Origin of the sequence: Neobacillus sp. DY30 (assembly GCF_030123065.1) — a bacterium.
In the GTDB taxonomy this organism is placed as follows: domain Bacteria; phylum Bacillota; class Bacilli; order Bacillales; family Cytobacillaceae; genus Neobacillus.
Genome location: NZ_CP126093.1, coordinates 898,905 through 921,436 on the forward strand (window position 1 = coordinate 898,905; position 22,532 = coordinate 921,436).

The following is a 22,532-nucleotide window of genomic DNA, read 5'->3' on the forward strand; positions in this document are numbered from 1 at the left end:
GTAGCATAATGCTGCCTTTTTATGTTCGAAAAAAACCACTTTTTTTAAAAGGGTAAATAGGCGAAAAACGCAAAAAGAAAAGGCAGCCATTTTAGTGAAAGAAGGTCTTTGTTGTGAGTAATTTCTTATGAGGTAACACAAAATAGCTTCAAAGCAAAATCGCGTTCATAGGAATATTTGGGAGGGAAAATATGGCTCAAGCATTGCAAAAGATAGAAACCCCGCAGTCAGCTGGGAAAACAGTACGTCCATTTGGGGTGAAAGATAAATTAGGTTACTTGTTTGGAGACTTTGGAAACGATTTCTTCTTTATCTTAGCCGCCTCATTCCTGATGGTATTTTATACGGATATTTTTCATATTAATCCTGCTCATGTCGGACTATTATTCACGGTCGCCCGTCTTTGGGATGCTTTTGCCGACGTAACTTGGGGGCGTTTCATTGATACGAGAAAGGCAACTGCTCAAGGAAAATTCAGACCATGGATTTTAAGAATGTCATTTCCACTTGTCATCATGGGTATCTTGATGTTCGTAAAAATCCCTGGTATGTCTCAAGGGTTTTACCTTGCTTATGCATATGTCACATATATTGTGTGGGGTACTTTATATTCTACTGTTAATATTCCGTATGGCTCAATGGCTTCAGTCATTACAGCTGATCCAATAGAACGTACTGCGCTATCAAGCTGGAGAACGTTAGGTGGTCAAATGGCAGGTTTAATTATCAACGTAGTTGGACCCATTATTTTATTCGTCAATAATAAACCAGACGCAAATCGCTTCATTCTCGCAGCATTAATTTTCGGTGGACTTGCACTGGCTTGTTATCTTGCTTGTTATAAATTATCTGTAGAACGTATCGTCGTGGATGAATCAAATAAAGAAAAAGTCAATTTTGCCCAAACCATGAAGGGGCTAACGAAAAATAAACCATTAATGGTGTTCCTTGTGGCTGCATTGACATTCATGATTGTCTTTATGTTAATTGGTACGGTTAACGTTTATCTATTTAAGGATTATTTCACTAATGCAAAAGCATTAAGTATAGTAGGTCTTCTTCAAGCAGTTGCTGTTTTTATCGCCATGCCTTTTATTCAACCATTGGTTAAGAAATATGGTAAAAAGGAAGTGGCTTCCGGTGGATTATTAGTCGCGGCGCTTGTATACGGAGCTCTATATTTCCTTCCAAATTTAACAGCAACACAATTTATCAGTATATTAACAGTGGCTATGTTTGGTTATGGGGTGTTTAACCTTGTAGTGTGGGCGTTTGTTACAGACGTAATTGATTATCATGAGTATTTAACAGGTCTCAGAGAAGACGGTACCGTTTATTCCATCTACTCAATGGCACGTAAAATCGGACAAGCAGTTGCTGGTGGTGTTGGCGGTGCAGCGATTGCAGCAGTTGGTTACCATGCGGGTGCCGAAACACAATCTGCTGATACATTGCAAGGAATTCATACACTTGCAACTTTAGTACCTGCGCTTACACTCGGTGTTGTGTTCCTAATAATTGTATTCTTATATCCATTAAACAAAAAGCGTACTACACAACTTGCAATGGACTTAGCCGTAAGAAGAAAGGCTTAATATTTCATTAGAGGTAAGGTTGTTACGACTGTTCATTAACAATCTTATCTTTTTATTTGCACATTATTGTTTTAATGCTATTTGCAGGCAGCGAAGAGTTCCGTTCGGATAAATAATAGATAAGTAATAATAAAAAAATCCTCTTTCATAAAACTGAAAGGGGATTTTTTCATACGTAATGAGCTAAATGCTATATGTTAACGCTTGCATTTTTATTATTTGGCTGAAAATCATATTTTAAATTCAACATAGGCACCTCTAAGAAATTTTTTATAGCAAGTGCACATGCCCCAAGAACAGCAGAGTTCCTGCCAATGGAAGAAATATATAATGCACGATAATGGCTAATGGATGATACTAAGTTCTCTCTAATTTTACTTAGTGAATCCGGGTACATTCTCAGGAGCTCACTATCAAGCACAAGCACATCAGGATTATACATGTTAATCATATTATTTAAACCAATAGAGAGGTAGTAAATAAATTGTTCCATCATTTGATGTACCTCTTCATCACCTTGATCAAGCCATTTTTGGAAATCTTCGTACGTGATAGACTTCATTTGCCGAGATTCCGATAAGTGCTTGAATATTGCATTTTCGGAGGCGTATCTTTCCCAGCAGCCTTTATTTCCGCAATTACATTGAATACCATTTGGAACCACAATCATATGACCGGCCTCTCCAGCGAAACCATCATGACCCCGAAAGAAATCGTTGTTCATCATCATGCCTAAACCAATACCAGAATAAAGAGTTGCTGCTAATAAGTTATCTGTTTCATGGTGAACATAAACCCGTTCTGCAAAAGCACTTAGATTCGCATTATTCTCTAGATACACGTTGATGTCAATTTGTTTTTCAAGATCACTCTTAAGGGAAATGTTCTTCCAACGTAAGCGTGGTACATAATGAATGGTTTCATCTTTACCAACTAGACCATGGATAGCGATAACAATTCCGATAATCCCATATTGACTGTAAGCGTATTCAGATTTATAGACTTTTATATGCTCAACTAAAAGATTCAGTAACTCATTGTAGTCTGTCGTATTCGTATCAATCCTTTTAGAGTTTATCGGAGTTCCCGTAAGATCAGAAACTGTAAACGAAATATGGTCATAATCAAGGTCAATGCCAAGAGCGTAGCCAGCCTCACTGTTTATAGAAAGCATAATAGGTTTTCTTCCAACAGCATAATGTTCGAGTTGGGTTTCTACAATAAGACCTTCATCTATTAAATCTGCAACCTGTGCAGAAATGGTCGCACGTGTAAGTGCTGTAACTTTTGATAAATCTGCCCTCGAAATTAATCCTTCTTTGACAATCTCTCTTAAAATAATTGAGCGATTGATTTTCTTTATATATGACGCATCACCGGTAATCATTTATATCCTCCATTTCGGCAGCTTTTCTACTATAACAATAGTATAACAGGTTATCTTATATAGGTCTCATTCTTATAAAAAAAAATAACAAACTGTCAATTGACTTAACAAATTAAACGTGATAAGTTAGTAGTGTAATTAATTTGTTTACTAAACAAATTAAGGAAATCTTTTTCTTGAAATTATCTAATAAATTTGTAAGGGTTTACAGAAAATAGTAGTAATTGGAGGGTATCGAATGAAAAACTTTTTAGACAAAGACTTCTTGCTAGATACAGAAACATCCCTTAAATTATATGAAAATGCAGCACAAGATTTGCCGATCTTTGACTTCCACTGCCACCTGGATCCGCAAGAGGTATGGGAAGATAAGTCATATGAAAATATCACTCAATTATGGCTGGGCGGAGACCATTATAAATGGCGTACGATGCGTATCCACGGTATTGGCGAGAAATATATTACTGGTGATGCCTCAGATTGGGAGAAATTTGCTGCATGGGCAGAAACCGTACCGCATTTGATTGGTAACCCGCTTTATCATTGGACGCATATGGAGTTAAAAATGTTCTTTGGTATTGAAAAATTGCTAAGCCCGTCAACTGCACGTGAAATTTACGATGAATGTAATGAGAAACTAAAAACTTCTGGCTACACAGCTAGAGCTTTTATTGCGAAATCAAATGTAAAGTTTATTGGGACAACGGATGATCCTAATTCAACCTTAGAATACCATCGTTTATTAAAGAATGACGAAACCTTTACTCCTATAATCGCACCAACATTCCGTCCAGATGGAGCACTTTTCATCGAACGTCCTACATTTGGCAGCTGGATCAAAAAATTAGAAGAGGTTTCTGGAGTTAATTCAGATACTCTAGATGGTTTCTTACATGCACTTCAGCAGCGTGTTGATTTCTTCCATGAAAATGGCGGCCGTGCTTCTGACCATGATATTCAAAAAATGGAATACGTAGAAAAAACAAAAGAAGAAATTGAAGTTATTTTCAAAAAAGGTTTGAACGGTGAACAGCTCTCAAATGAAGAACTGATTGCTTACCGCTGGTTCTTATTAACAGAGCTTGGAAAAATGTATGCTGGAAAACAGTGGGTCATGCAGCTTCATATGGGGGCTTTAAGAAATAACAATACCAAAATGAAAGAGCTTATTGGTCCTGACACAGGCTTTGATTCTGTAGGTGAATCAAATTTTGCTGAAGGTGTATCTCGATTCCTCGATACGCTTGAGCAGCAAAACGCCTTGCCAAGAACGGTATTATTTAACCTCAACTCTAAAGACAATCCTGTTCTTGCTGGTATGATGGGGAATTTCTATGAAGAAGGCGTTCCTGGAAAAATTCAGTTTGGTTCAGGCTGGTGGTTTAATGACCATATCGATGGAATGGAAAGACAAATGAAAGATCTTGCAAACGTAGGACTCTTGAGCCATTTTATTGGTATGCTGACAGATTCGCGCAGCTTTCTATCTTATGCACGTCATGAATACTTCCGTCGTATTCTTTGCAACCTGCTTGGTGAATGGGTTGAAAGAGGGCTGGCACCAAATGATATGGAATTCCTTGAGCAAATGGTTAAAAATATCGGTTACAATAACGCAGAAAAATACTTTTTACAACGCTAGAATGTAGAGGAAATGGATTGAGGGTGCCTTCAAACGGGCCTCCCCCTTAATACATAAATAAAGTGTTAAATCTATTTATTTGAGCAAGCTAACGTTGGAAATAAATGATGGTTCTCATTAGGGACCTGAGACAAAATAGCCGAAATGATTGATGTTCTAATCGTTAATCGTTATTATGAATGGTATGAGTGAAGGAAGGGCTCTGGCGGCAATTCCAAACTTCAATAAAAATTATCTAACAAGATAAAGGAGAAAGAGGGATAAGAATGTCTAAACAACAAATTGGTGTCGTAGGTTTAGCAGTTATGGGTAAGAACCTTGCTTTAAATATTGAAAGCCGTGGTTATTCTGTAGCTGTTTTCAACCGTTCTTATGACAAAACAGAAGAATTTTTAAAGAACGAAGGGGAAGGCAAGAACTTTGTTGGTGCTAAAACTGTTGAAGAATTCGTTAATTCTTTAGAAAAACCTCGCAAAATTTTGCTAATGGTTAAAGCAGGTACTGCAACTGACGCGACGATCGACTCTTTAAAGCCATTTCTTGAAGAAGGCGATATCCTAATTGATGGAGGAAATACATTCTTCCAAGATACAATCAGACGTAACAAAGAACTAGAAACAGCAGGATTCCATTTCATCGGTACGGGAGTTTCAGGTGGTGAGGAAGGCGCACTAAAAGGTCCTTCTATCATGCCTGGAGGTAAGGAAGAAGCTTATAATCTTGTAAGACCAATTTTAGAAGCAATTTCAGCAAAAGTTGAAGGCGACCCATGCTGTACATATATTGGTCCAAACGGTGCAGGTCACTATGTGAAAATGGTTCATAACGGAATTGAGTATGGAGATATGCAGTTAATCTGTGAAGCCTACTTTATTTTGAAAAATGTCCTTGGTTTAGACGCGAAGGAGCTTCATGAGGTTTTTGCTGAATGGAACAAAGGCGAATTAGACAGTTATTTAATTGAAATTACTGCAGATATCTTTACAAAAGTAGACGAAGAAACAGGTAAGCCAATGGTTGACTTAATCCTCGATACTGCTGGTCAAAAAGGTACTGGAAAATGGACAAGCCAAAATGCACTTGATTTAGGTGTTCCACTTCCAATTATCACTGAGTCCGTATTTGCCCGCTTTATTTCTGCTATGAAGGATGAGCGTATTAAGGCAAGCCAGGTTCTAAATGGACCTGAAGTTAAAGCTTTTGAAGGAAATAAAGAAGAATTAATCGAGGCAGTTCGTAAAGCCTTATATATGAGTAAAATTGTTTCTTATGCACAAGGTTTTGCACAAATGCGTGCAGCGTCAGAAGAGTACGATTGGAATCTTCGTTACGGCGATATCGCGATGATTTTCCGCGGCGGATGTATCATTCGTGCACAATTCTTACAAAAAATTAAGGACGCATATGATCGCGATCCTGAATTAAGAAACTTATTATTAGATCCATACTTCAAGGAAATCGTTGAGAACTATCAGCAGCCATTACGTCAAGTTCTTGCTGTAGCCATTGAACGTGGAATTCCGGTACCATCATTTGCAAGCGCCATTGCTTACTATGACAGCTACCGTACTGAAACACTTCCAGCGAACCTTCTGCAAGCACAACGTGACTATTTTGGAGCACATACGTACCAACGTATTGATAAAGAAGGAGTATTCCACACAAATTGGATGGAATAATGCTTCCATAAAAACACCTGCAAAAGGAGACAATCTCCAGTGGATATCGCTGGATTTGTCTCCTTTTTTGTTTTCCTTAAAATCGGTGATTAGAAAGCAATATTAGTCAAATAATAACGGTTATTGAGCAGTTTTAGAGAATGTTTTTTACAATTAGCTGCAATATAATATAAATATAGTCAGTTAACAAACTACTTTGTTAACGCTTACTTCTAAGGGTGTGTGAATCAATGGGAAAGTTAACAGGCTCTTCATTCAAAAAAAGAATAATGGATGAGTGGATATCTGGTTTTTACCGAATACAAGGTGTTGACTTTTACAACTTTAATTATCACTCACATCAAGAATATGAAATTTACTTTTTTCACTCAGGCGATTGTAAGTATTTAATAAACAATCGGATATACGAGCTGCAGCCTGGTGATATCATCCTTTTGGACGGTATGACTCTGCATAAAGCGAATCCAGGAACAGACAGTACGTATACGAGAAGTATGCTTCATTTTTCACCTTTATGGCTGCAGGATTCATTGATTGGACTTGGAATTCCTAATTTGTTGGATCCATTCAAAAAACTTCATAATTGCTTCCTTCGTACAGGCTACGATGAATTTGGACAATTTGTTGACAGCAGGATTAAGGAAATCGCCAGTTCGCTAACTCATATTGATGAAGAAATGCAGCGGACAAGTAAGAAAAATGATTTTCTTGAGGCTGAAATTAAACTTGAGTTGATTCAATTATTGATGGGGATATATAAAAGAAGTCAAAAGGAATTGTCTCTGGTGACTAGTAAAAGGTCAGAAAAGGAGCTCCATGCCGAGTCCATTGCCTCATGGATTAACGACCATTATGCAGAAAAGGTCAGTTTGGACAGAATTGCAGCAGAACTAAGTTTGAGTAAGTATTATGCTTCACATGTTTTCAAAGAAGTTACTGGCTTTACAGTAATGGAATATGTAATGGCTTGCCGGCTTAACCAGGTAAAGTATTTGCTTGAGATGGAGCCTGATCAATCGCTAACAGATGTGGCTCGTTCTACAGGATTCGAGAGTGTTGCCCATTTCAGCCGCTTTTTTAAAGAGAAGGTCGGCACCACTCCTTCACAATATCGAAAAACGAAACGCAGGTAGCCACATTCCTGGGATAAGGAGGATAAGAATAGATGAATCAAGATTTAATGATTTCAGGATTTTCAGATGAAATCTCATCGGATTTTGATACACAGCTGGAGGTCGTGTCAAATCTGGGAATGAAATATATATCACTTCGTGGTATTGATGGAAAAAATATTGGTGACTTTACTGTTGATGAAATGAAAGAAAAGGTACAGCCAAGGCTGCAAAAAGCTGGTATTGGTGTTTCTTCCATCGGCTCACCTATCGGTAAAGTATTCATCAACGATGAAGAAGGCTTTGATAAGCAGAAGCTGATGTTGGACACGCTTTGCCAAATCAGCAACTTGCTCGATTGCAAATATATGCGAATCTTCAGCTTCTATATTCCTAAGGGTGAGGATGCAGATCAATATCGCAGTCAAGTTGTCAGCAAGTTAAAGGAATTTGCTGCGATTGCAGAAAAATACAATGTGATTTTGCTGCATGAAAATGAAAAGGATATTTTTGGTGATATAGGAAGACGCTGTCATGAAATTTTAACAGAAGTAGGTTCTCCGTACTTTAAAGGAATTTTCGACTTCGCGAATTTCGTTCAGTGCGGTGAGGATACACAGGAGTGTTACAATCTCTTAAAAGATGAGATTGTTTATATACACATAAAGGATGCTGTAACATCTGATAGTCAAAACGTTGTCTGTGGAACAGGCGAAGGGAAAATTCCTGAATTGTTAGCTCAATTTATTAAGAGCGGCTATAAAGGCTTTTTAACTCTTGAGCCGCATCTCGTTCTTTTTGATTCTTTAAAGGACTTAGAACTTGAGGATGCAACAGAAATCATTAAGGACAACAAAGGGTTGGATGGTGCCGGCGGCTACAAGCTTCAATATGAAGCACTTTTAGACATTCTTAAAAAAATTGAAAGCGAGGGAATTTAATTATGGCAGATGTAAGATTAGGGATTATTGGATTAGGTGCAGAAGGTGGTATGTACGCTAACTTTATCGCTGAAGGAAAAGTTAAAAATATGGTGATTGGTGCAATCTGTGATAATGATCCTTCGAAAAAACAAGTAGCAGAAGAGAAGTATCCGGGTGTTCCCTTCTACGATAATTATATCGATATGCTTGAAAGCGGGGATGTTGATGCAGTCGTTACAACTGTTCCTCATTACCTGCATCCTGAAATGGGAATCGAATCACTAAAAAGAAACATTCATGCATTAGTGGAAAAACCAGCTGGTGTTTATACAAAACAAGTGAAAGAGTTAAACGACTTTGCAGCATCTAAGCATGAAGTTAAGTTTGCAATCTTCTTTAACCAGCGTACAAATCCACTTTATAAAAAAGTAAAAGAAATTATTGATAATGGTGAGATTGGCAGCATCCGCAGTACCAACTGGATTATAACTACTTGGTGGAGACCACAAGGGTACTACAATCAAAGTGAATGGAGAGCAACTTGGGGCGGAGAAGGCGGCGGTGTCCTTGTAAACCAAGCACCGCACCAAATTGACTTGCTTCAATGGATTTGCGGCATGCCGAAAAAGGTTTATGCAAAAGTAAACTATGGCTATCAAAGAGATATTGTTGTTGAAGACGATGTAACAGCCGTATTTGACTATGGAAATGGTGCTACTGGTGTATTTGTAACGAAGACACATGATGTAATGGGGACAGACCGTTTAGAAATCCATGGTGATAAAGGTAAAATCGTTGTTGACGATAGTAAGAAAGTTACCATCAAGCGCCTGAAACAATCTGAGAGGGAAATGAGCGATTCAATGGATATGTCAGATGTTATGAAGCTGTTTATGGGCGGCGGCGCAGGTGATATTTTCACTGAGGAAGTACTTGATTTTGGCAATGTTTGGGGCGAACAGCACATTGCAGTATTGGAAGACTTTGCTTCAGCGATCGTTGAAGGTACACCTTTATTAGCTCCTGGCAGTGACGGTATTAATGGTGTTAGACTTGCAAATGCTATGCACTTATCAAGCTGGTTAGGCAAGGAAATCGAAGTACCATTTGATGAGGATTTATTCTTAGAAGAATTAAATAAACGAATTGCTGAAGAAGGTAAATATCCTGTTAGAAAATAATCAACCACATGAAACGAACTCGGGGTGCTGTTGTGCTCCCGAGTTCGTTTTAAAAAAGGGGAGTAGCAAATGCTAAAAGTAGCAGTAATAGGGCTGGGTACGATTTCACATATTCATATTCCAGCAATAAAAGCGAACCCAAATGCTGAGTTGGCAGCTGTCTGTGATAATGACGAAACATTATCGAATTCAGTACCAGGAGCAAACTTTTACAGTAATTATGAAGAAATGCTTGAGAAAGAAGATTTGGATTGTGTTCATATCTGTCTTCCTCATTATCTTCACTACCCTGTTACGAAGGCTTGTGTCGAAAAAGGTGTTCATGTATTCCTAGAAAAACCATTGGGCTTGAATGCGGAAGAAGGACGTGCTCTGGTTAATGTAGAGGAAGAAAACAAGGACATTAAAATCGGTGTCTGTCTGCAAAATCGCAACAATGAATCCTTTGAAAAGCTGCAAGAAATTGTACTCTCTGGTGAATTTGGTCCTATTAAAGGGGTCAAGGGCTTAGTGGCTTGGTTTAGACCAAAGGAGTACTATGACATTCAGCCATGGCGCGGGAAATGGAAATATGCCGGCGGTGGAGTGATGATTAATCAAGCGCTGCATACGTTAGACCTCATGCAGCTGGTTGGCGGTGAGATTGAATCCATCCGGGGTACAGTTGATCAACTGCTGGATTATAACATTGAAGTGGAAGATACAGTTTCCGCGCGCATCCAGTTTAAAAATGGTGCTACGGGGCTATTCTTTGCTACAAATGCAAATGCAGATAATTCTAGTGTTGAACTTGAAGTTCTTTTTGAAAAAGAAAGGTTCATCATCAAAGACAGCATCCTTACAAGAGTGAATGAAGCTGGGGAAAAAGAAGAATTGATGGAGGATGCGAAGCTGCCAGGTTCGAAGCATTATTACGGAGCCAGCCATGCAAAAACGATCAATCAATTCTATTCCGCTATTAGCGAAAACACAGATGACTATATTCATGCAAAAGATGCACTTGCATCCATTGCGATTATTGATGCTATTCACCTGTCATCTGAGAAAAAACAATCAATACAAATGGAGGGGTAATAATGAATAAAGGTAAAATCGGCGTTCAAATGATGATGTTAAAGAACAAGGTTGAAGAGCTGGGCGCCTATGAAACAATGAGAAAAATTAGTGAGCTTGGCTATCACGCTGTTGAAGTTTCTCAAATCCCTATGACAGCTGAGAACGTAGCGGAAATAAAAAGAGCGAGTGAAGATTTTGATATTAAGATTGCGGCACTTTCTGCTGCAGTAGAGCCAATGCTTCCTGGTATGCCTGGTGAGACATTAACAAGTGACTTTGAAAAAATCGTAAACGATTGCAAAACACTTGATTGTAACTATTTACGAATTGGCATGATGCCCCTAATGGCTATGGGGAATAAAGATACTATTATAGAGTTTATTTCTAAAGCCGAAGAGATGGCTCACAGATTAGCTGAGCATGGAATTGAATTGTATTACCATACACACCACTTAGAATTCCAAAAATTTGATGGTGAATACTTATTGGATATTATTAAAAACAACACGACAAAGCTTGGATTTGAATTAGATGTTCACTGGATTCACAGAGCAGGTGTCAATCCTGCAGAATTTGTTAAAGGCTATGCCGGCCGTATTTCACTTTTACACTTAAAGGATTATCGAATTGGACAAATGGATTTAACCGATATTGACTTCCAGAAGGATATGGCTAAATTCTTTGACAGATTTACGAATACGATTCAATTTGCAGAGCTTGGTGAAGGAAACCTTGATCTTAAAGCAATCATTGAAGCAGGACTTGAGAGTGGAGCACAGTACTTCTTGGTAGAACAAGACGATACCTATGGACGCGATCCATTCGAATGTCTGGAAGTTTCCGCTAATCACTTGAGAAAACTAGGGTATGCTGACTGGTTTTAATATATTGGAATAAATAAATTCCAAAAAGGCAGTAGTTTTTTGCTGCCTTTTTGTGTTGGAAATATATAGCCGCGGGATTTTTGTTTTCCAGAGAAGTGTGGATTTTGACCACAAAATCTTTAGAATATTAAAAACCTATTGACGATAAATGTGAGAGATGATATTCTACTATTAATTAATTAGTTTAATAAACTAATTAAAAAACAGGATAATATTTTTATAGCCATTATTTTTTGAAAGAAAATGAAAGGGATTTCAAGGCAGGGAGTGGTGAAGTAACAGGAGTATTCATAATTAGAAATTTAGTATTGGCCGAAACGGTGAGTTTCTAAATTCACCAAAAAAATTCATTAAAAAAGTATTGCAAATGAAAACGGATTCATTTATGATTAGCTTGTGAATGTTAGTTAGTTTAATAAACAAATTAAAGGGTATAATTTCCACAAAGGAAAACATTAAATATTAACTTTAATGAAAGCGGTTAACCGCATAAGGGAGGAACTGCAGATGACATCTACAGCAGTTAATAATCAGCAATACAATAAAGCAAAACTTTGGGAAATTGGGTTCTTTGCTTTAAATAACACTGCAACTAATCTTTACATGTTTATTTTGGCTTTTGTGTCTTACTACGCAGCGGGAGTTGCAGGTATTGCAGTAGTTGTGGTAAGTACCATCTTAATGAGTATGAGAATTTGGGATGGAGTTACAGATCCAATCATTGGTTTCTTGGTAGATAAAACAGAGGGTAAGTTCGGAAAGTTCCGTCCTTTTATGGTCATTGGAAATATCATCTTAGCCGCTACTATTCTCGTATTATATAATGTTACACACTTATTACCGGAATCATCCAGACTGATATTCTTTATCGCAATCTATGCCATTCATATTATCGGATATACATGTCAGACTTCTGTTACAAAGGCAGCGCAAACGGTTTTAACAAATGACCCAAAACAACGTCCTTTATTCGCAGTATTTGATGGAATTTACAACACATTGCTATTCACTGGCGGACAGGTTTATGTAGCTTCCTATTTAGTTAAAAAACATGGCGATTTTAATATGGACTTATTCACTGAACTAAACACTCTTGCTCTCATTCTTTCAGGTGTATTTACCGTATTAGCTGTAATTGGTATCTCAAGCAAAGATAAAAAAGAATTTTATGGCTTGGCGGAGGAAACCGTTAAAACGAAATTCCGCGACTTCTGGCCGCTGCTAAAAGGTAATAAAGCGTTACTAAAACTAATTTTTGCTGTAACAGTTGACAAATTAGCATTCTCACTTTTACGCCATTCAGTAGTAATGGTTATGTTGTTCGCGATCTTAATCGGTGATTATGCGTTGAGCGGTACAGTATCAATGATTACCATTGTACCAACCTTATTAATTACATTCTGGGCAGTGGCAAAAGCAAGAAAAACAGGTATGAAAAAAGCTTTCCTTTTCTCCACTTGGATTGCATTAGGTTCTTTCGTTTCATTAATTGCAATGTTTACTTTAATTGATGGTACAAGCATTTCAATGTCTAACATTGGAATCACAACAATCTTGTTCCTTGTTTTATACACAATGGCAATGGGCTTTGGCGGCGTTCCATCAACACTAGTTAACCCAATGATTGCGGATGTATCCGATTATGAAACAGATAAATCAGGTAGATATGTACCAGGTATGATCGGAACATTGTTCTCTTTCATTGATAAATTAATTACATCTTTAGCACCAGCCATTGTTGGTTTTGCAGTAGCATTAATCGGGTTTAAAGATGCATTCCCAACAGTAACGGATACGTTAACACCAGAATTAAAACTAGTAACAATTATTTTAGCATTTGCTATCCCAGCTGTTGCATTACTTATTTCCGGTTTAACTATGTCTCGCTATGAGCTTGATGAAAAGAAAATGGCAGAAATACAAGAAAGTATTGCTGCAAAAAAATCAAAGAGTAAAGTTGCATAATATGAAAGCGATGTCAATGAAGTTATGTAAATAGTAAGTAATTTGTTTAAGGAAAATCCCCTTTGTTAGAAGTAGCAATACGACTTCAAAGGGGATTTTTTTGCATAAAAAAACCAATTCACATTTTATTTTCGTGAATTGGTTATGATTGGTTCGTGTGTATCGAATGGTAAGTAATCTGGTTCCATGTTTAGAGAGTAATTACAGGAGAATTTGCCATCAGTTACTGAGGAACACTCTTTTTCGTTTTGAATTCAATAGAAAAACATAACTCTTTCACTTCTAGAAAATTCTTAATCGCAAGGGCACAGGCGCCCATACTACAAGCATTTTTACCAAATTCTGAAATCTGTAGTTTGTGATATTGACCGACAGTAGAAGTTAGATGTGCTTTAATTTCTTCTAGTGCATTTGGATACAACCGCAGCAATTCACTATTAATCACTAAGATCTCTGGATTGTAGAGGTTGATAATGTTGTTAAGTCCATATGAAAGAAACTTAATAAAATCTTTCATTAACTTACATGTAACGGGATCTTGCTCTACGAACCATTGATTAATTTCATTATAGGTGACATATTCTATATTATGGATTTTTGACAATTGCTTCATAAAGCTAGATTCCGATGCGTATTGTTCCCAACAGCCGTGATTTCCACATCTGCAAGGAAGACCATCAGGGACAATAATCATATGACCGATTTCACCTGCATAACCATCGCAGCCTTTTAGTAATTTACTATTTACCATAATTCCCAGCCCGATACCTGAATACAAACTGACAGATAATAAGTTTTCACTTTGATAATGCTTGTAGACGATTTCCGCAAATGAACATAAATTCGCATTATTTTCTATATAGACATTGATACCGGTTTCATTTTGCAAATCTGCCTTTAAATTTTTGTTATGCCATTGATGGCGCGGGACAAAATAAATCGTTTCATCATTATTAACGATTCCATGAATTCCAATGACCACTCCAATGAGTCCATAGGGGGATTGAGAACATCTCTGTTTATAATGGGTAATCTGTTCGGCTAACAATTTTACCATTAGATTGTAATCAAACGCTTTAATTTCGATAATATGTGTGTCCAATGGCGAGCCGCTTAAATCTGATAAGGTGAAGGTGATGACACTTTTATCTAGATCTATTCCTAAAGAGTATCCAGCTTGATGGTTGAGCGATAGCATAATAGGTCGTCTTCCGAGATTTTTATGTTCTTGCTTGGTTTCTATAATTAATTCTTCTGCTAATAATTCCGCTGCCTGCACAGAAATAGTAGCTTTGTTTAGTCCGGTAATCTTCGCTAAATCCGCCCTGGATATCATGCCATGTTCAATTATTTTACTAATAATCAATGATCGATTTATCATTTTAATATACGATGCGTCTCCCGTGACCAAATCATCACTTCCTTTTATATTTCTAAAAAAAAAAAGATAAATATAGTTTTGCATATTCATTGACGTAAACAATCCAATAATGATATTATACAGGTAATTAGTTTGTTTGGTAAACAAATTAAATTGATTTGCATAATATTTTTTTACATATGTGAGTTTGAAAGGGATTACAAGTGGTGTTCAAACTTGATTTGGTTTATTTCCATACATGGAATATAATTCCTTGTGAAATACTTAGTATATAAAAGGAGTGAGAATTAAATGGGCATTCTTCAAGACTTATTGAAAGACATTCCAGTACCAAAGATGGCGAAAGTTAAAGTAAAGTTTGATGATAAAAAGATTGATGATTTAGAACCAGTTTTGATGGATAGATTACAGCAAGAACATATAAAATCAAAAATCAAGCCTGGGATGGAAATTGCGGTGGCAGTTGGCAGCCGCGGCCTTGACCGCCTTGTCGAATTAACAGCAGTTACCGTGAAATTTTTAAAAGATTTAGGGGCAAGGCCATTTATTGTACCAAGCATGGGCAGCCATGGGGGCGCAACTGCCGAAGGTCAGCGAGAGGTCCTAGCACATCTTGGCGTAACTGAAGAGAGTGCTGGCTGTGAAATTCGCTCTTCCATGGAAGTAGTGAAGATTGGCGAACTGCCAAACGGCCTGCCTGTTTATGTGGATAAGTATGCTTATGAAGCAGACGGCATCGTTGTCATCAATCGTGTAAAGCCTCATACAGCTTTTAGAGGTCCGGTTGAAAGCGGCATTATGAAAATGATCAGCATTGGGTTAGGAAAGCAGAGAGGTGCTGAAGCTTGTCACCAACTAGGCTTTAAGTACATGGCTGAGAACGTACCAGCAATGGCAAAAATGATTATGGAGAAAAAACCATTCCTTTTTGGTGTGGCAACGATTGAAAATGCCTTTGATAAAATTGCTGTGGTCGATGTTCTTTCACCTGAAGAAATTATTGAGAGAGAAGCAGACTTGCAGGCTAAGGCGAAAGAATTATTACCAAAGCTGTTCTTTGAACAATTAGAAGTTCTTGTCATTGATCAAATTGGTAAAAATATCTCTGGTGATGGGATGGATCCAAATATTACGGGCCGATATCCAACTCCATATGCCCACGGAGGACCGGACGTTAACAAAATGGTTGTCCTCGGTTTAACACCGCAAACAGAGGGAAATGCCAATGGTGTCGGAACAGCTGATTTTACAACACAGCGTTTAGTGGATCGAATGGACCTCGAAGTTACCTATGCAAACGGGTTAACTTCAACTGTTGTGGCACCAACAAAGATTGCTACGACATTGCCAAATGACCGTGAAGCAATACAAGCGGCTGTAAAAACAAGTAATATCTTAGATTTTACAAAGGTAAAAATGGTTCGCATTAAAAATACGTTAGAGTTAAGTGAAATTGAAGTTTCAGAAGCTTTAATTGAGCATGTAAAGCAGCATCCAAATATGGAGCTGATTTCAGAGCTTTATGAACTTCCATTTGATGAAAAAGGAAACTTATTTTAAAACTAGGGAGAGTTGAAACATGACTAATTTATTTGACTTAACAGGAAAAACCGCGGTTGCAATTGGAGGAAATGGTGTATTAGGTTCAGCAATGGCAAAAGGCTTGGCTGAACATGGGGCTAAAGTTGCCATCGTTGGCCGTAACTTAGAAACGGCTGAACAGGTTGTTAAGGAAATCGTGGAAAATGGCGGAGAAGCAAAAGCATTCTCAGCAGATGTAAGCTCAAAGGATTCATTAGTACAAGTTGCAAATGAAATTGAACAATGGTCTGGCGGCTGGGATATTCTATTGAATGCACCAGGCACAAACAGCCCAACTCCGTTTTTTGAATTAGATATGGATGAGTACGATAAAATCATGGACATTAACTTAAAAGGTATTGTTATGACTTGTCAAATCTTTGCGAAACGCATGATTGAACAAGAAAGACAAGGAAGTATTATTAATATTTCATCTGTTTCCTCTACAACACCTTTATCTAGAGTATTTACGTATTCTGTTTCAAAAGCGGGTCTTAATAGTGTAACTCAATTCTTAGCTCGTGAATTCGCTACTAGTGGAATTCGTGTCAATGCGATTATTCCAGGATTTTTCCCAGCGGAACAAAATCGTAAAATTTTAGACAAAGAAAGAATTGAATCTATCATGGGCCATACACCTATGAAACGTTTTGGAGAAGCAGAAGAACTTCAAGGTGCTACGGTTTTCCTTGCGTCAGATAAAGCTTCAAGTTTTGTAACAGGGGCATTAATTCGTGTAGACGGCGGATTTGGAGCGATGACAATTTAATTCTTGGACATAAGGTTCACGTCTATATAATATGTTAAATAGTGGATAGATATAGAAAGTACGTGGGGAGATGAGACCTTGCTAAACGAGAAATATACTAAATTACAGTCTATTCTCCGTGACATGGAATCAGTCGTTGTAGCATTCTCAGGTGGTGTAGATAGTACCTTTTTATTAAAAGCAGCTGTTGACACATTAGGGGAAGATCATGTCTTAGCGGTCACAGCGGATTCGGAAACCTACCCTTCGAGCGAGCTTGAAGAGGCTAGGGAACTGGCAAAAAAAATTGGTGTTAAACACCAAGTCATAGAAACATCGGAATTAGCCATTCCTGGTTATGCAGAAAATAACAAAAATCGTTGTTACTTTTGTAAAAGTAGTTTATTCGATCATCTCATTCCAGTAATGGAAGAAAAGGGATTCCAAAATGTGATTTATGGGGTCATTGCTGATGATATGAATGAACATCGACCAGGAATGCAAGCAGCCAAGGAAAAGGGGATACGCGGCCCGCTTCTTGAGGCAAATTTGTTTAAACAGGAAATCAGAGAGCTTTCACAGCAGTTTGATTTACCTACATGGGATAAACCGTCCTTTGCCTGTTTATCTTCTAGGATTGCTTACGGTGAATATATAACAAAAGAAAAGCTGACAAAAGTTGAGCGGGCAGAAGGCTTTTTAAAAAGTCTTCGAATTCGCCAGGTACGAGTTCGGACTCATGATGAGATCGCTAGAATTGAAGTAGAGCCAAATGATATGAAAATCGTTCTAGAAAATCATGATTCCATTGTTCGGGAGCTCCAAGAGTATGGATATAAATATATTACTTTGGATTTGCTAGGATATCAGAGCGGAAGTATGAACAAGGTATTATCGTAATAATAGAAGAAGGCTTTGGAAATTTCCAAAGCCTTTTCTAACATAAATGACAACATTGATCGTTGAAAAGGAAGATGAAACATATGTCAAGAGAGTTCGTAATGGGACTAGATATTGGGACTACCAGTGTAAAAGCGTGTATATTTGATATAACCGGAAAACTTATAGCGGAAACGGAGAAAATGAACAGCTTTCATTATCCAGAGCCAGGCTGGTCTGAACAAGACCCAGTTGAAATCGAACGGTCTGCAGTGGCAGCAATTAAGGAAGTCATTGAAAAAGCTGCCATTGGTAAAGATGAGTTAATAGCACTTGGGTTTTCCGCTGCCATGCATTCACTTCTTTGTGTGGATGAAAAGGGCAGCCCGATTTCTCCAGCGCTAATTTGGGCAGACGGGAGAAGCTTTCCTCAGGCTGAAGCTATTAAAGGGACGATTGGAAGCAGCGTTTACGCAAAAACAGGAACACCTATACACCCTATGACTCCATTTAATAAGCTTTTATGGATGAAAGAAACTAACTATCAGCCTTATAAGGAAGCAGCGTACTTTATGTCCATTAAGGAATATTTACTGCAATGCTGGTTTGGTCAAAGAGTGATTGATTATTCAATGGCTTCTGCTACAGGCTTATTTAATCCTGCTTCGTTGGATTGGGAGCCTGAATTACTAGAATTGACTGGGATTACTAGGGATCAGCTTTCTGAAATAGTGCCGCCTACTTGCGTGTTGTCCGGTATTAATAGAGAAATTGCCGATGAAATGGGAATTAGTCCGGAAATGCCATTTGTTATGGGTGCGGCGGACGGCCAATTGGCAAACTTAGGAATTGGCGCGATTTTGCCCGGTGAAGTGGCCGTTTCCGTTGGGACAAGCGGCGCAATCAGGCAAATCAATAAAGGGGTAAAAATTGATGAAAATCAAGAAACTTTTTGTTACTCCTTTACAGCAGATTCAACGATTGTAGGCGGCCCGACGAATAATGGCGGTATCGTCTTACAATGGTTAAAAGATCTACTAAACGACCAAAGGGACTTTTCTGATTTCTTAGGGGATGCAGAAAAGGTTGCTCCTGGTGCAGAAGGAATTCTATTCCTGCCTTATTTAAATGGGGAAAGAGCACCGGTATGGAACCAGAAGGCTAGAGGTAATTTTTATGGGGTTTCGATTACCCATAAAAAAGAACATTTTATCCGGGCTGTCCTTGAAGGGATTACCTTTAATCTCTATCAAATCGGCAAAGCGCTGGAAAGGTTAGCGGGCGAGCCGGAAAAAATCTATGTAAACGGCGGGTTGGCGAGATCTCCACTTTGGCTGCAAATGATGGCTGACATCTTTGAAGCAGAGATTTACGTATCGGAAAGCCATCACAGTGCTGCATGGGGAGCAGCTTGGACCGCTTTAGTAGGCGTTGGTAAAGTAGATTCTTTTGAAGATATTAAAAAGAATATCCCGATGGGTGAACCAGTTCTGCCAAATAAAGAAAACAGTATCGTGTATAAGGCGCTTTATGAAAACTATGAGAAGCTGGCTAGGGATATGGTGAAGTATTTCTAAATGAACGTTACTGTTAAAAACTTTTAAGGACAAATCTCTTATCTCGTGGTAGAGATTAGTCCTTAATAAGGGGTCTTGAGGACAAAACGTGTTGTGCGGTCCTGGAGATTAGTCCTTAATAAGGGGTCTTGAGGACAAAACGTGTTACGAGAGACTAGAGATTAGTCCTTAATGAGGCGTCTTGAGGACAGATCGTGTTTTGAGGGACTAGGGATTAGTCCTTAATAAGGGGTCTTGAGGACTAATCTCGCTGCCGCCCCAAAAGATTTGTCCTTCATTCAAGCGATGAAAGACAAATTTCATCAGGGGACCAAAAGATTTGTCCTTCATCAAGGCGATGAAAGACAAAACGCATCAAGGCCCCAAAAGATTTGTCCTTCACCCAGGCGATGAAAGACAAAACGCAGCAAAGAAGCAAAAGATTTGTCCTTCGTCTAGGCAATGAAAGACAAAACTCATCAAGACCCCAAAAGATTTGTCCTTCATCAAGGCTAATGTATAGAATCACACTAGAGTTAAAAGGGGGGAATCATGTGCTTGAGGATATTCTAAAACAAGTTCAAAAAGGAACCCTCAGTATTGCGGAAGCGAAAGATCAATTGGCTACGTTTGAGAATTTGGGATTTGCAAAGGTTGACCACCATCGAAAGAAACGACAGGGCTTTCCAGAAGTCGTCTATGGCGAAGGGAAAACTGCTGAACAAATTATCTCCATTATCACAGCATTAAGAGCAAGAAACAATCAGGTTATGGTAACAAGAATTTCAGAAGAGAAAGCTGCAATCGTACAACAGGCTTGTCCTGAGTTCACTTATCATGAAATCGCTCGGATTCTTTATTGGAAAGACCAAAATAATCCACTAGAGAACAAACAGGGATATATTGCCGTTGTTGCTGCAGGTACCTCTGATTTACGGATTGCTGAAGAAGCGGCGGTTACTGCAGAAGTTATGGGAAGTAAGGTCCATCGTATTTATGATGTTGGCGTAGCTGGAATCCATCGTCTATTAAATCATGCAGAAGAAATTCAAAAGGCGACAGTGTCTGTAGTGGTAGCTGGGATGGAAGGAGCACTGCCGAGTGTGGTTGGCGGACTTGTTTCTCATCCTGTCATAGCGGTCCCAACAAGTGTCGGCTATGGGGCTAACTTTAATGGGTTATCAGCTTTACTGACGATGCTGAATTCATGCGCGTCTGGAATTAGTGTTGTTAATATTGATAATGGTTTTGGCGGAGGATATAACGCCGTATTAATTCATCAACTTGCACAAAAAGGGGAAAGAAATGAAGACACTTTACTTTGATTGTTTTTCAGGAGTAAGCGGGGATATGGTGATTGGAGCGCTTATAGACGCAGGTGCTGACCCAGTCAAACTGGTAGAAGAATTAAAAAAGCTAAATATTGAAGATGAATATGAATTGACATGGAAAAAGGTCGTAAAGAATGGGATTACGAGTACAAAGTTTGATGTGGTGCTAAAAAACCAACACCATCATCATCATGACCATGACCATGGACACGCGCATACGCACGATCATGACCACGACCATGACCATGGACACGCACATACGCACGATCACACTCACGGCCATGATCACGGACACGCACATACACACGATCACACTCATGATGATGACCATGGACAAGTGCATACACACGATCACACTCATGATCATGATAACGGACACACGCATACGCATGATCACACCCACACCCATGATCACCATCATGAGCATGAACACGTACATACACATCATCATCATGATCATGACCATGATCACCACCATCATGACCATCGATCATATAAAGATATTGTACTTTTAATTGAAGAAGCTGATTTTTCTCAACAAGTAAAAGATATTGCTTTAAGGATTTTTAAAAAAATTGCTGAAGCAGAAGGGCTTATTCATGGAGTTCCTTTGGAGAAGGTTCATTTTCACGAGGTGGGTGCGGTAGATTCAATCATTGATATTATTGGGACTGCCATTCTAATTGATCAATTAGGAGTATCGATGATTAAATCATCGCCAATTCCTGTGGGTACTGGGAAAATTCGTATCGATCACGGAATCTATCCAGTCCCAGCACCGGCAACACTCGAGATTTTAAAAGGAGTCCCGATTGAACATTCAGAGGTGAGATTTGAGCTTACCACGCCAACTGGTGCAGCTATCGTGGCTGTATTGGCAGAGGAATTTACCTCTATTCCATCCATGAAAGTAATTTCGATTGGATATGGAGCAGGGACGAAAACGTTCAAAGATCATCCAAATGTTGTTCGTGTCATTATTGGTGAATAACTGCTTTATGAAAAAATAACTAGAGATCTAATCTCTGCCATATTGAGAGGAGTATACCAATGAGTCCTCATCCTCCTAATTTTGAACACATAGATGATCAGATGATTAAAATGGAAGTTAACCTGGACAATATTCCTGGAGAATGGCTGGGGTATGTAATGGATTTGCTCTTTGAAGCGGGGGCAAATGATGTTTTTTATACCCCGATATATATGAAGAAAAACAGACCAGGTATCTTACTTCAGCTGCTATGCTCTGTTGAAAAAGTTAATATAATGAAGGAAATACTTTTTAAAGAAACAACCACACTGGGTGTGCGTTATTATCCTTTAACTGTTCACCGGTTAGAAAGAGTATTCAAGAAAGTTGAAACTGAGTGGGGACCTGTGACTGTAAAAGAAGGAATCCTGAATGGGGAAGTCGTGCAGCGGGCACCAGAGTATGAAGAGTGTAAAAGCCTTGCGCAACTCCACGATATCCCTCTAAAAAAGGTCTATGAGCAAGTTTGGAAAAAAACCGACACTTAACAATGAACAAAAGGCTGTCCCAATATATCGGGACAGCCTTTTAGCGTCAGTTTTGCTTATCAATTCTAAAGGATATCCTCCTATCAGCTCATATTGACGCTACTAAAGGTGGAT

At 38.5% G+C, this 22,532-nt stretch carries 18 protein-coding genes; 16 read left to right on the forward strand and 2 right to left on the reverse strand.

The genetic code is table 11. The annotated features are described in order from the left end of the window. The first annotated feature begins 191 nt into the window (after positions 1–191). Complete coding sequence (locus QNH29_RS04245) at positions 192–1,595, forward strand: MFS transporter (RefSeq protein ID WP_283863607.1); 1,404 nt, start codon at positions 192–194, stop codon at positions 1,593–1,595. 190 nt (positions 1,596–1,785) lie between these two features. Here QNH29_RS04245 and QNH29_RS04250 read toward each other — a convergent pair whose 3' ends face one another. Continuing rightward, the gene (locus tag QNH29_RS04250; protein ID WP_283863608.1) at positions 1,786–2,982 is read right to left on the reverse strand and encodes an ROK family transcriptional regulator; all 1,197 of its coding nucleotides are present in this window, start codon (positions 2,980–2,982) and stop codon (positions 1,786–1,788) included. Positions 2,983–3,220: 238 nt separating this feature from the next. Here QNH29_RS04250 and uxaC point away from each other — a divergent pair, with 238 nt between their 5' ends. The 8 genes from uxaC (at position 3,221) to QNH29_RS04290 (ending at position 13,424) form a co-directional block, all read left to right on the forward strand. Then, on the forward strand, positions 3,221–4,624 hold the full coding sequence (gene uxaC, locus QNH29_RS04255; RefSeq protein WP_283863609.1) for a glucuronate isomerase: 1,404 nt from the start codon (positions 3,221–3,223) through the stop codon (positions 4,622–4,624). 266 nt (positions 4,625–4,890) lie between these two features. Beyond that, positions 4,891–6,303, forward strand: coding sequence for an NADP-dependent phosphogluconate dehydrogenase (gene gndA / locus QNH29_RS04260; protein ID WP_283863610.1), 1,413 nt, complete (start codon positions 4,891–4,893; stop codon positions 6,301–6,303). Positions 6,304–6,533: 230 nt separating this feature from the next. Continuing rightward, positions 6,534–7,436, forward strand: coding sequence for an AraC family transcriptional regulator (locus QNH29_RS04265; protein WP_283863611.1), 903 nt, complete (start codon positions 6,534–6,536; stop codon positions 7,434–7,436). 32 nt (positions 7,437–7,468) lie between these two features. After that, the gene (locus QNH29_RS04270) at positions 7,469–8,356 is read left to right on the forward strand and encodes a sugar phosphate isomerase/epimerase family protein (protein ID WP_283863612.1); all 888 of its coding nucleotides are present in this window, start codon (positions 7,469–7,471) and stop codon (positions 8,354–8,356) included. Between the two features lie 2 nt (positions 8,357–8,358). Continuing rightward, the gene (locus QNH29_RS04275) at positions 8,359–9,519 is read left to right on the forward strand and encodes a Gfo/Idh/MocA family protein (RefSeq protein WP_283863613.1); all 1,161 of its coding nucleotides are present in this window, start codon (positions 8,359–8,361) and stop codon (positions 9,517–9,519) included. 69 nt (positions 9,520–9,588) lie between these two features. Further along, positions 9,589–10,593 carry a Gfo/Idh/MocA family protein gene (locus tag QNH29_RS04280; protein ID WP_283863614.1) on the forward strand — a complete coding sequence of 335 codons (1,005 nt, stop codon included), beginning with the start codon at positions 9,589–9,591 and terminating at the stop codon, positions 10,591–10,593. Between the two features lie 2 nt (positions 10,594–10,595). Then, the gene (locus QNH29_RS04285; protein ID WP_283863615.1) at positions 10,596–11,459 is read left to right on the forward strand and encodes a sugar phosphate isomerase/epimerase family protein; all 864 of its coding nucleotides are present in this window, start codon (positions 10,596–10,598) and stop codon (positions 11,457–11,459) included. 507 nt (positions 11,460–11,966) lie between these two features. Then, entirely contained in the window at positions 11,967–13,424 is a 1,458-nt protein-coding gene (locus tag QNH29_RS04290) for an MFS transporter (protein ID WP_283863616.1), read from the forward strand. A gap of 223 nt (positions 13,425–13,647) precedes the next feature. Here QNH29_RS04290 and QNH29_RS04295 read toward each other — a convergent pair whose 3' ends face one another. Then, positions 13,648–14,805, reverse strand: coding sequence for an ROK family transcriptional regulator (locus QNH29_RS04295; protein WP_349654886.1), 1,158 nt, complete (start codon positions 14,803–14,805; stop codon positions 13,648–13,650). A 291-nt stretch (positions 14,806–15,096) separates the two neighbouring features. Between QNH29_RS04295 and QNH29_RS04300 the strand changes: the two genes are divergently transcribed. The 7 genes from QNH29_RS04300 to larC2 all read left to right on the forward strand — a co-directional run bounded on the left by QNH29_RS04300 (position 15,097) and on the right by larC2 (position 22,418). Further along, positions 15,097–16,365: a nickel pincer cofactor-dependent isomerase, group 22 gene (locus QNH29_RS04300; protein ID WP_283863617.1), complete on the forward strand. Its 1,269-nt coding sequence runs from the start codon at positions 15,097–15,099 to the stop codon at positions 16,363–16,365. Positions 16,366–16,384: 19 nt separating this feature from the next. After that, complete coding sequence (locus tag QNH29_RS04305; protein WP_283863618.1) at positions 16,385–17,155, forward strand: SDR family oxidoreductase; 771 nt, start codon at positions 16,385–16,387, stop codon at positions 17,153–17,155. 78 nt (positions 17,156–17,233) lie between these two features. Further along, entirely contained in the window at positions 17,234–18,034 is an 801-nt protein-coding gene (gene larE / locus QNH29_RS04310; RefSeq protein ID WP_283863619.1) for an ATP-dependent sacrificial sulfur transferase LarE, read from the forward strand. A gap of 83 nt (positions 18,035–18,117) precedes the next feature. Next, entirely contained in the window at positions 18,118–19,590 is a 1,473-nt protein-coding gene (locus QNH29_RS04315; protein ID WP_283863620.1) for a gluconokinase, read from the forward strand. A 533-nt stretch (positions 19,591–20,123) separates the two neighbouring features. After that, the gene (gene larB, locus QNH29_RS04320; RefSeq protein WP_283863621.1) at positions 20,124–20,894 is read left to right on the forward strand and encodes a nickel pincer cofactor biosynthesis protein LarB; all 771 of its coding nucleotides are present in this window, start codon (positions 20,124–20,126) and stop codon (positions 20,892–20,894) included. Further along, entirely contained in the window at positions 20,875–21,891 is a 1,017-nt protein-coding gene (gene larC, locus QNH29_RS04325) for a nickel pincer cofactor biosynthesis protein LarC (protein WP_283863622.1), read from the forward strand. The genes larB and larC overlap by 20 nt, the downstream gene beginning before the upstream one ends. A 59-nt stretch (positions 21,892–21,950) precedes the next feature. Then, complete coding sequence (gene larC2, locus QNH29_RS04330; RefSeq protein ID WP_283863623.1) at positions 21,951–22,418, forward strand: nickel pincer cofactor biosynthesis protein LarC2; 468 nt, start codon at positions 21,951–21,953, stop codon at positions 22,416–22,418. Positions 22,419–22,532 lie beyond the last annotated feature (114 nt).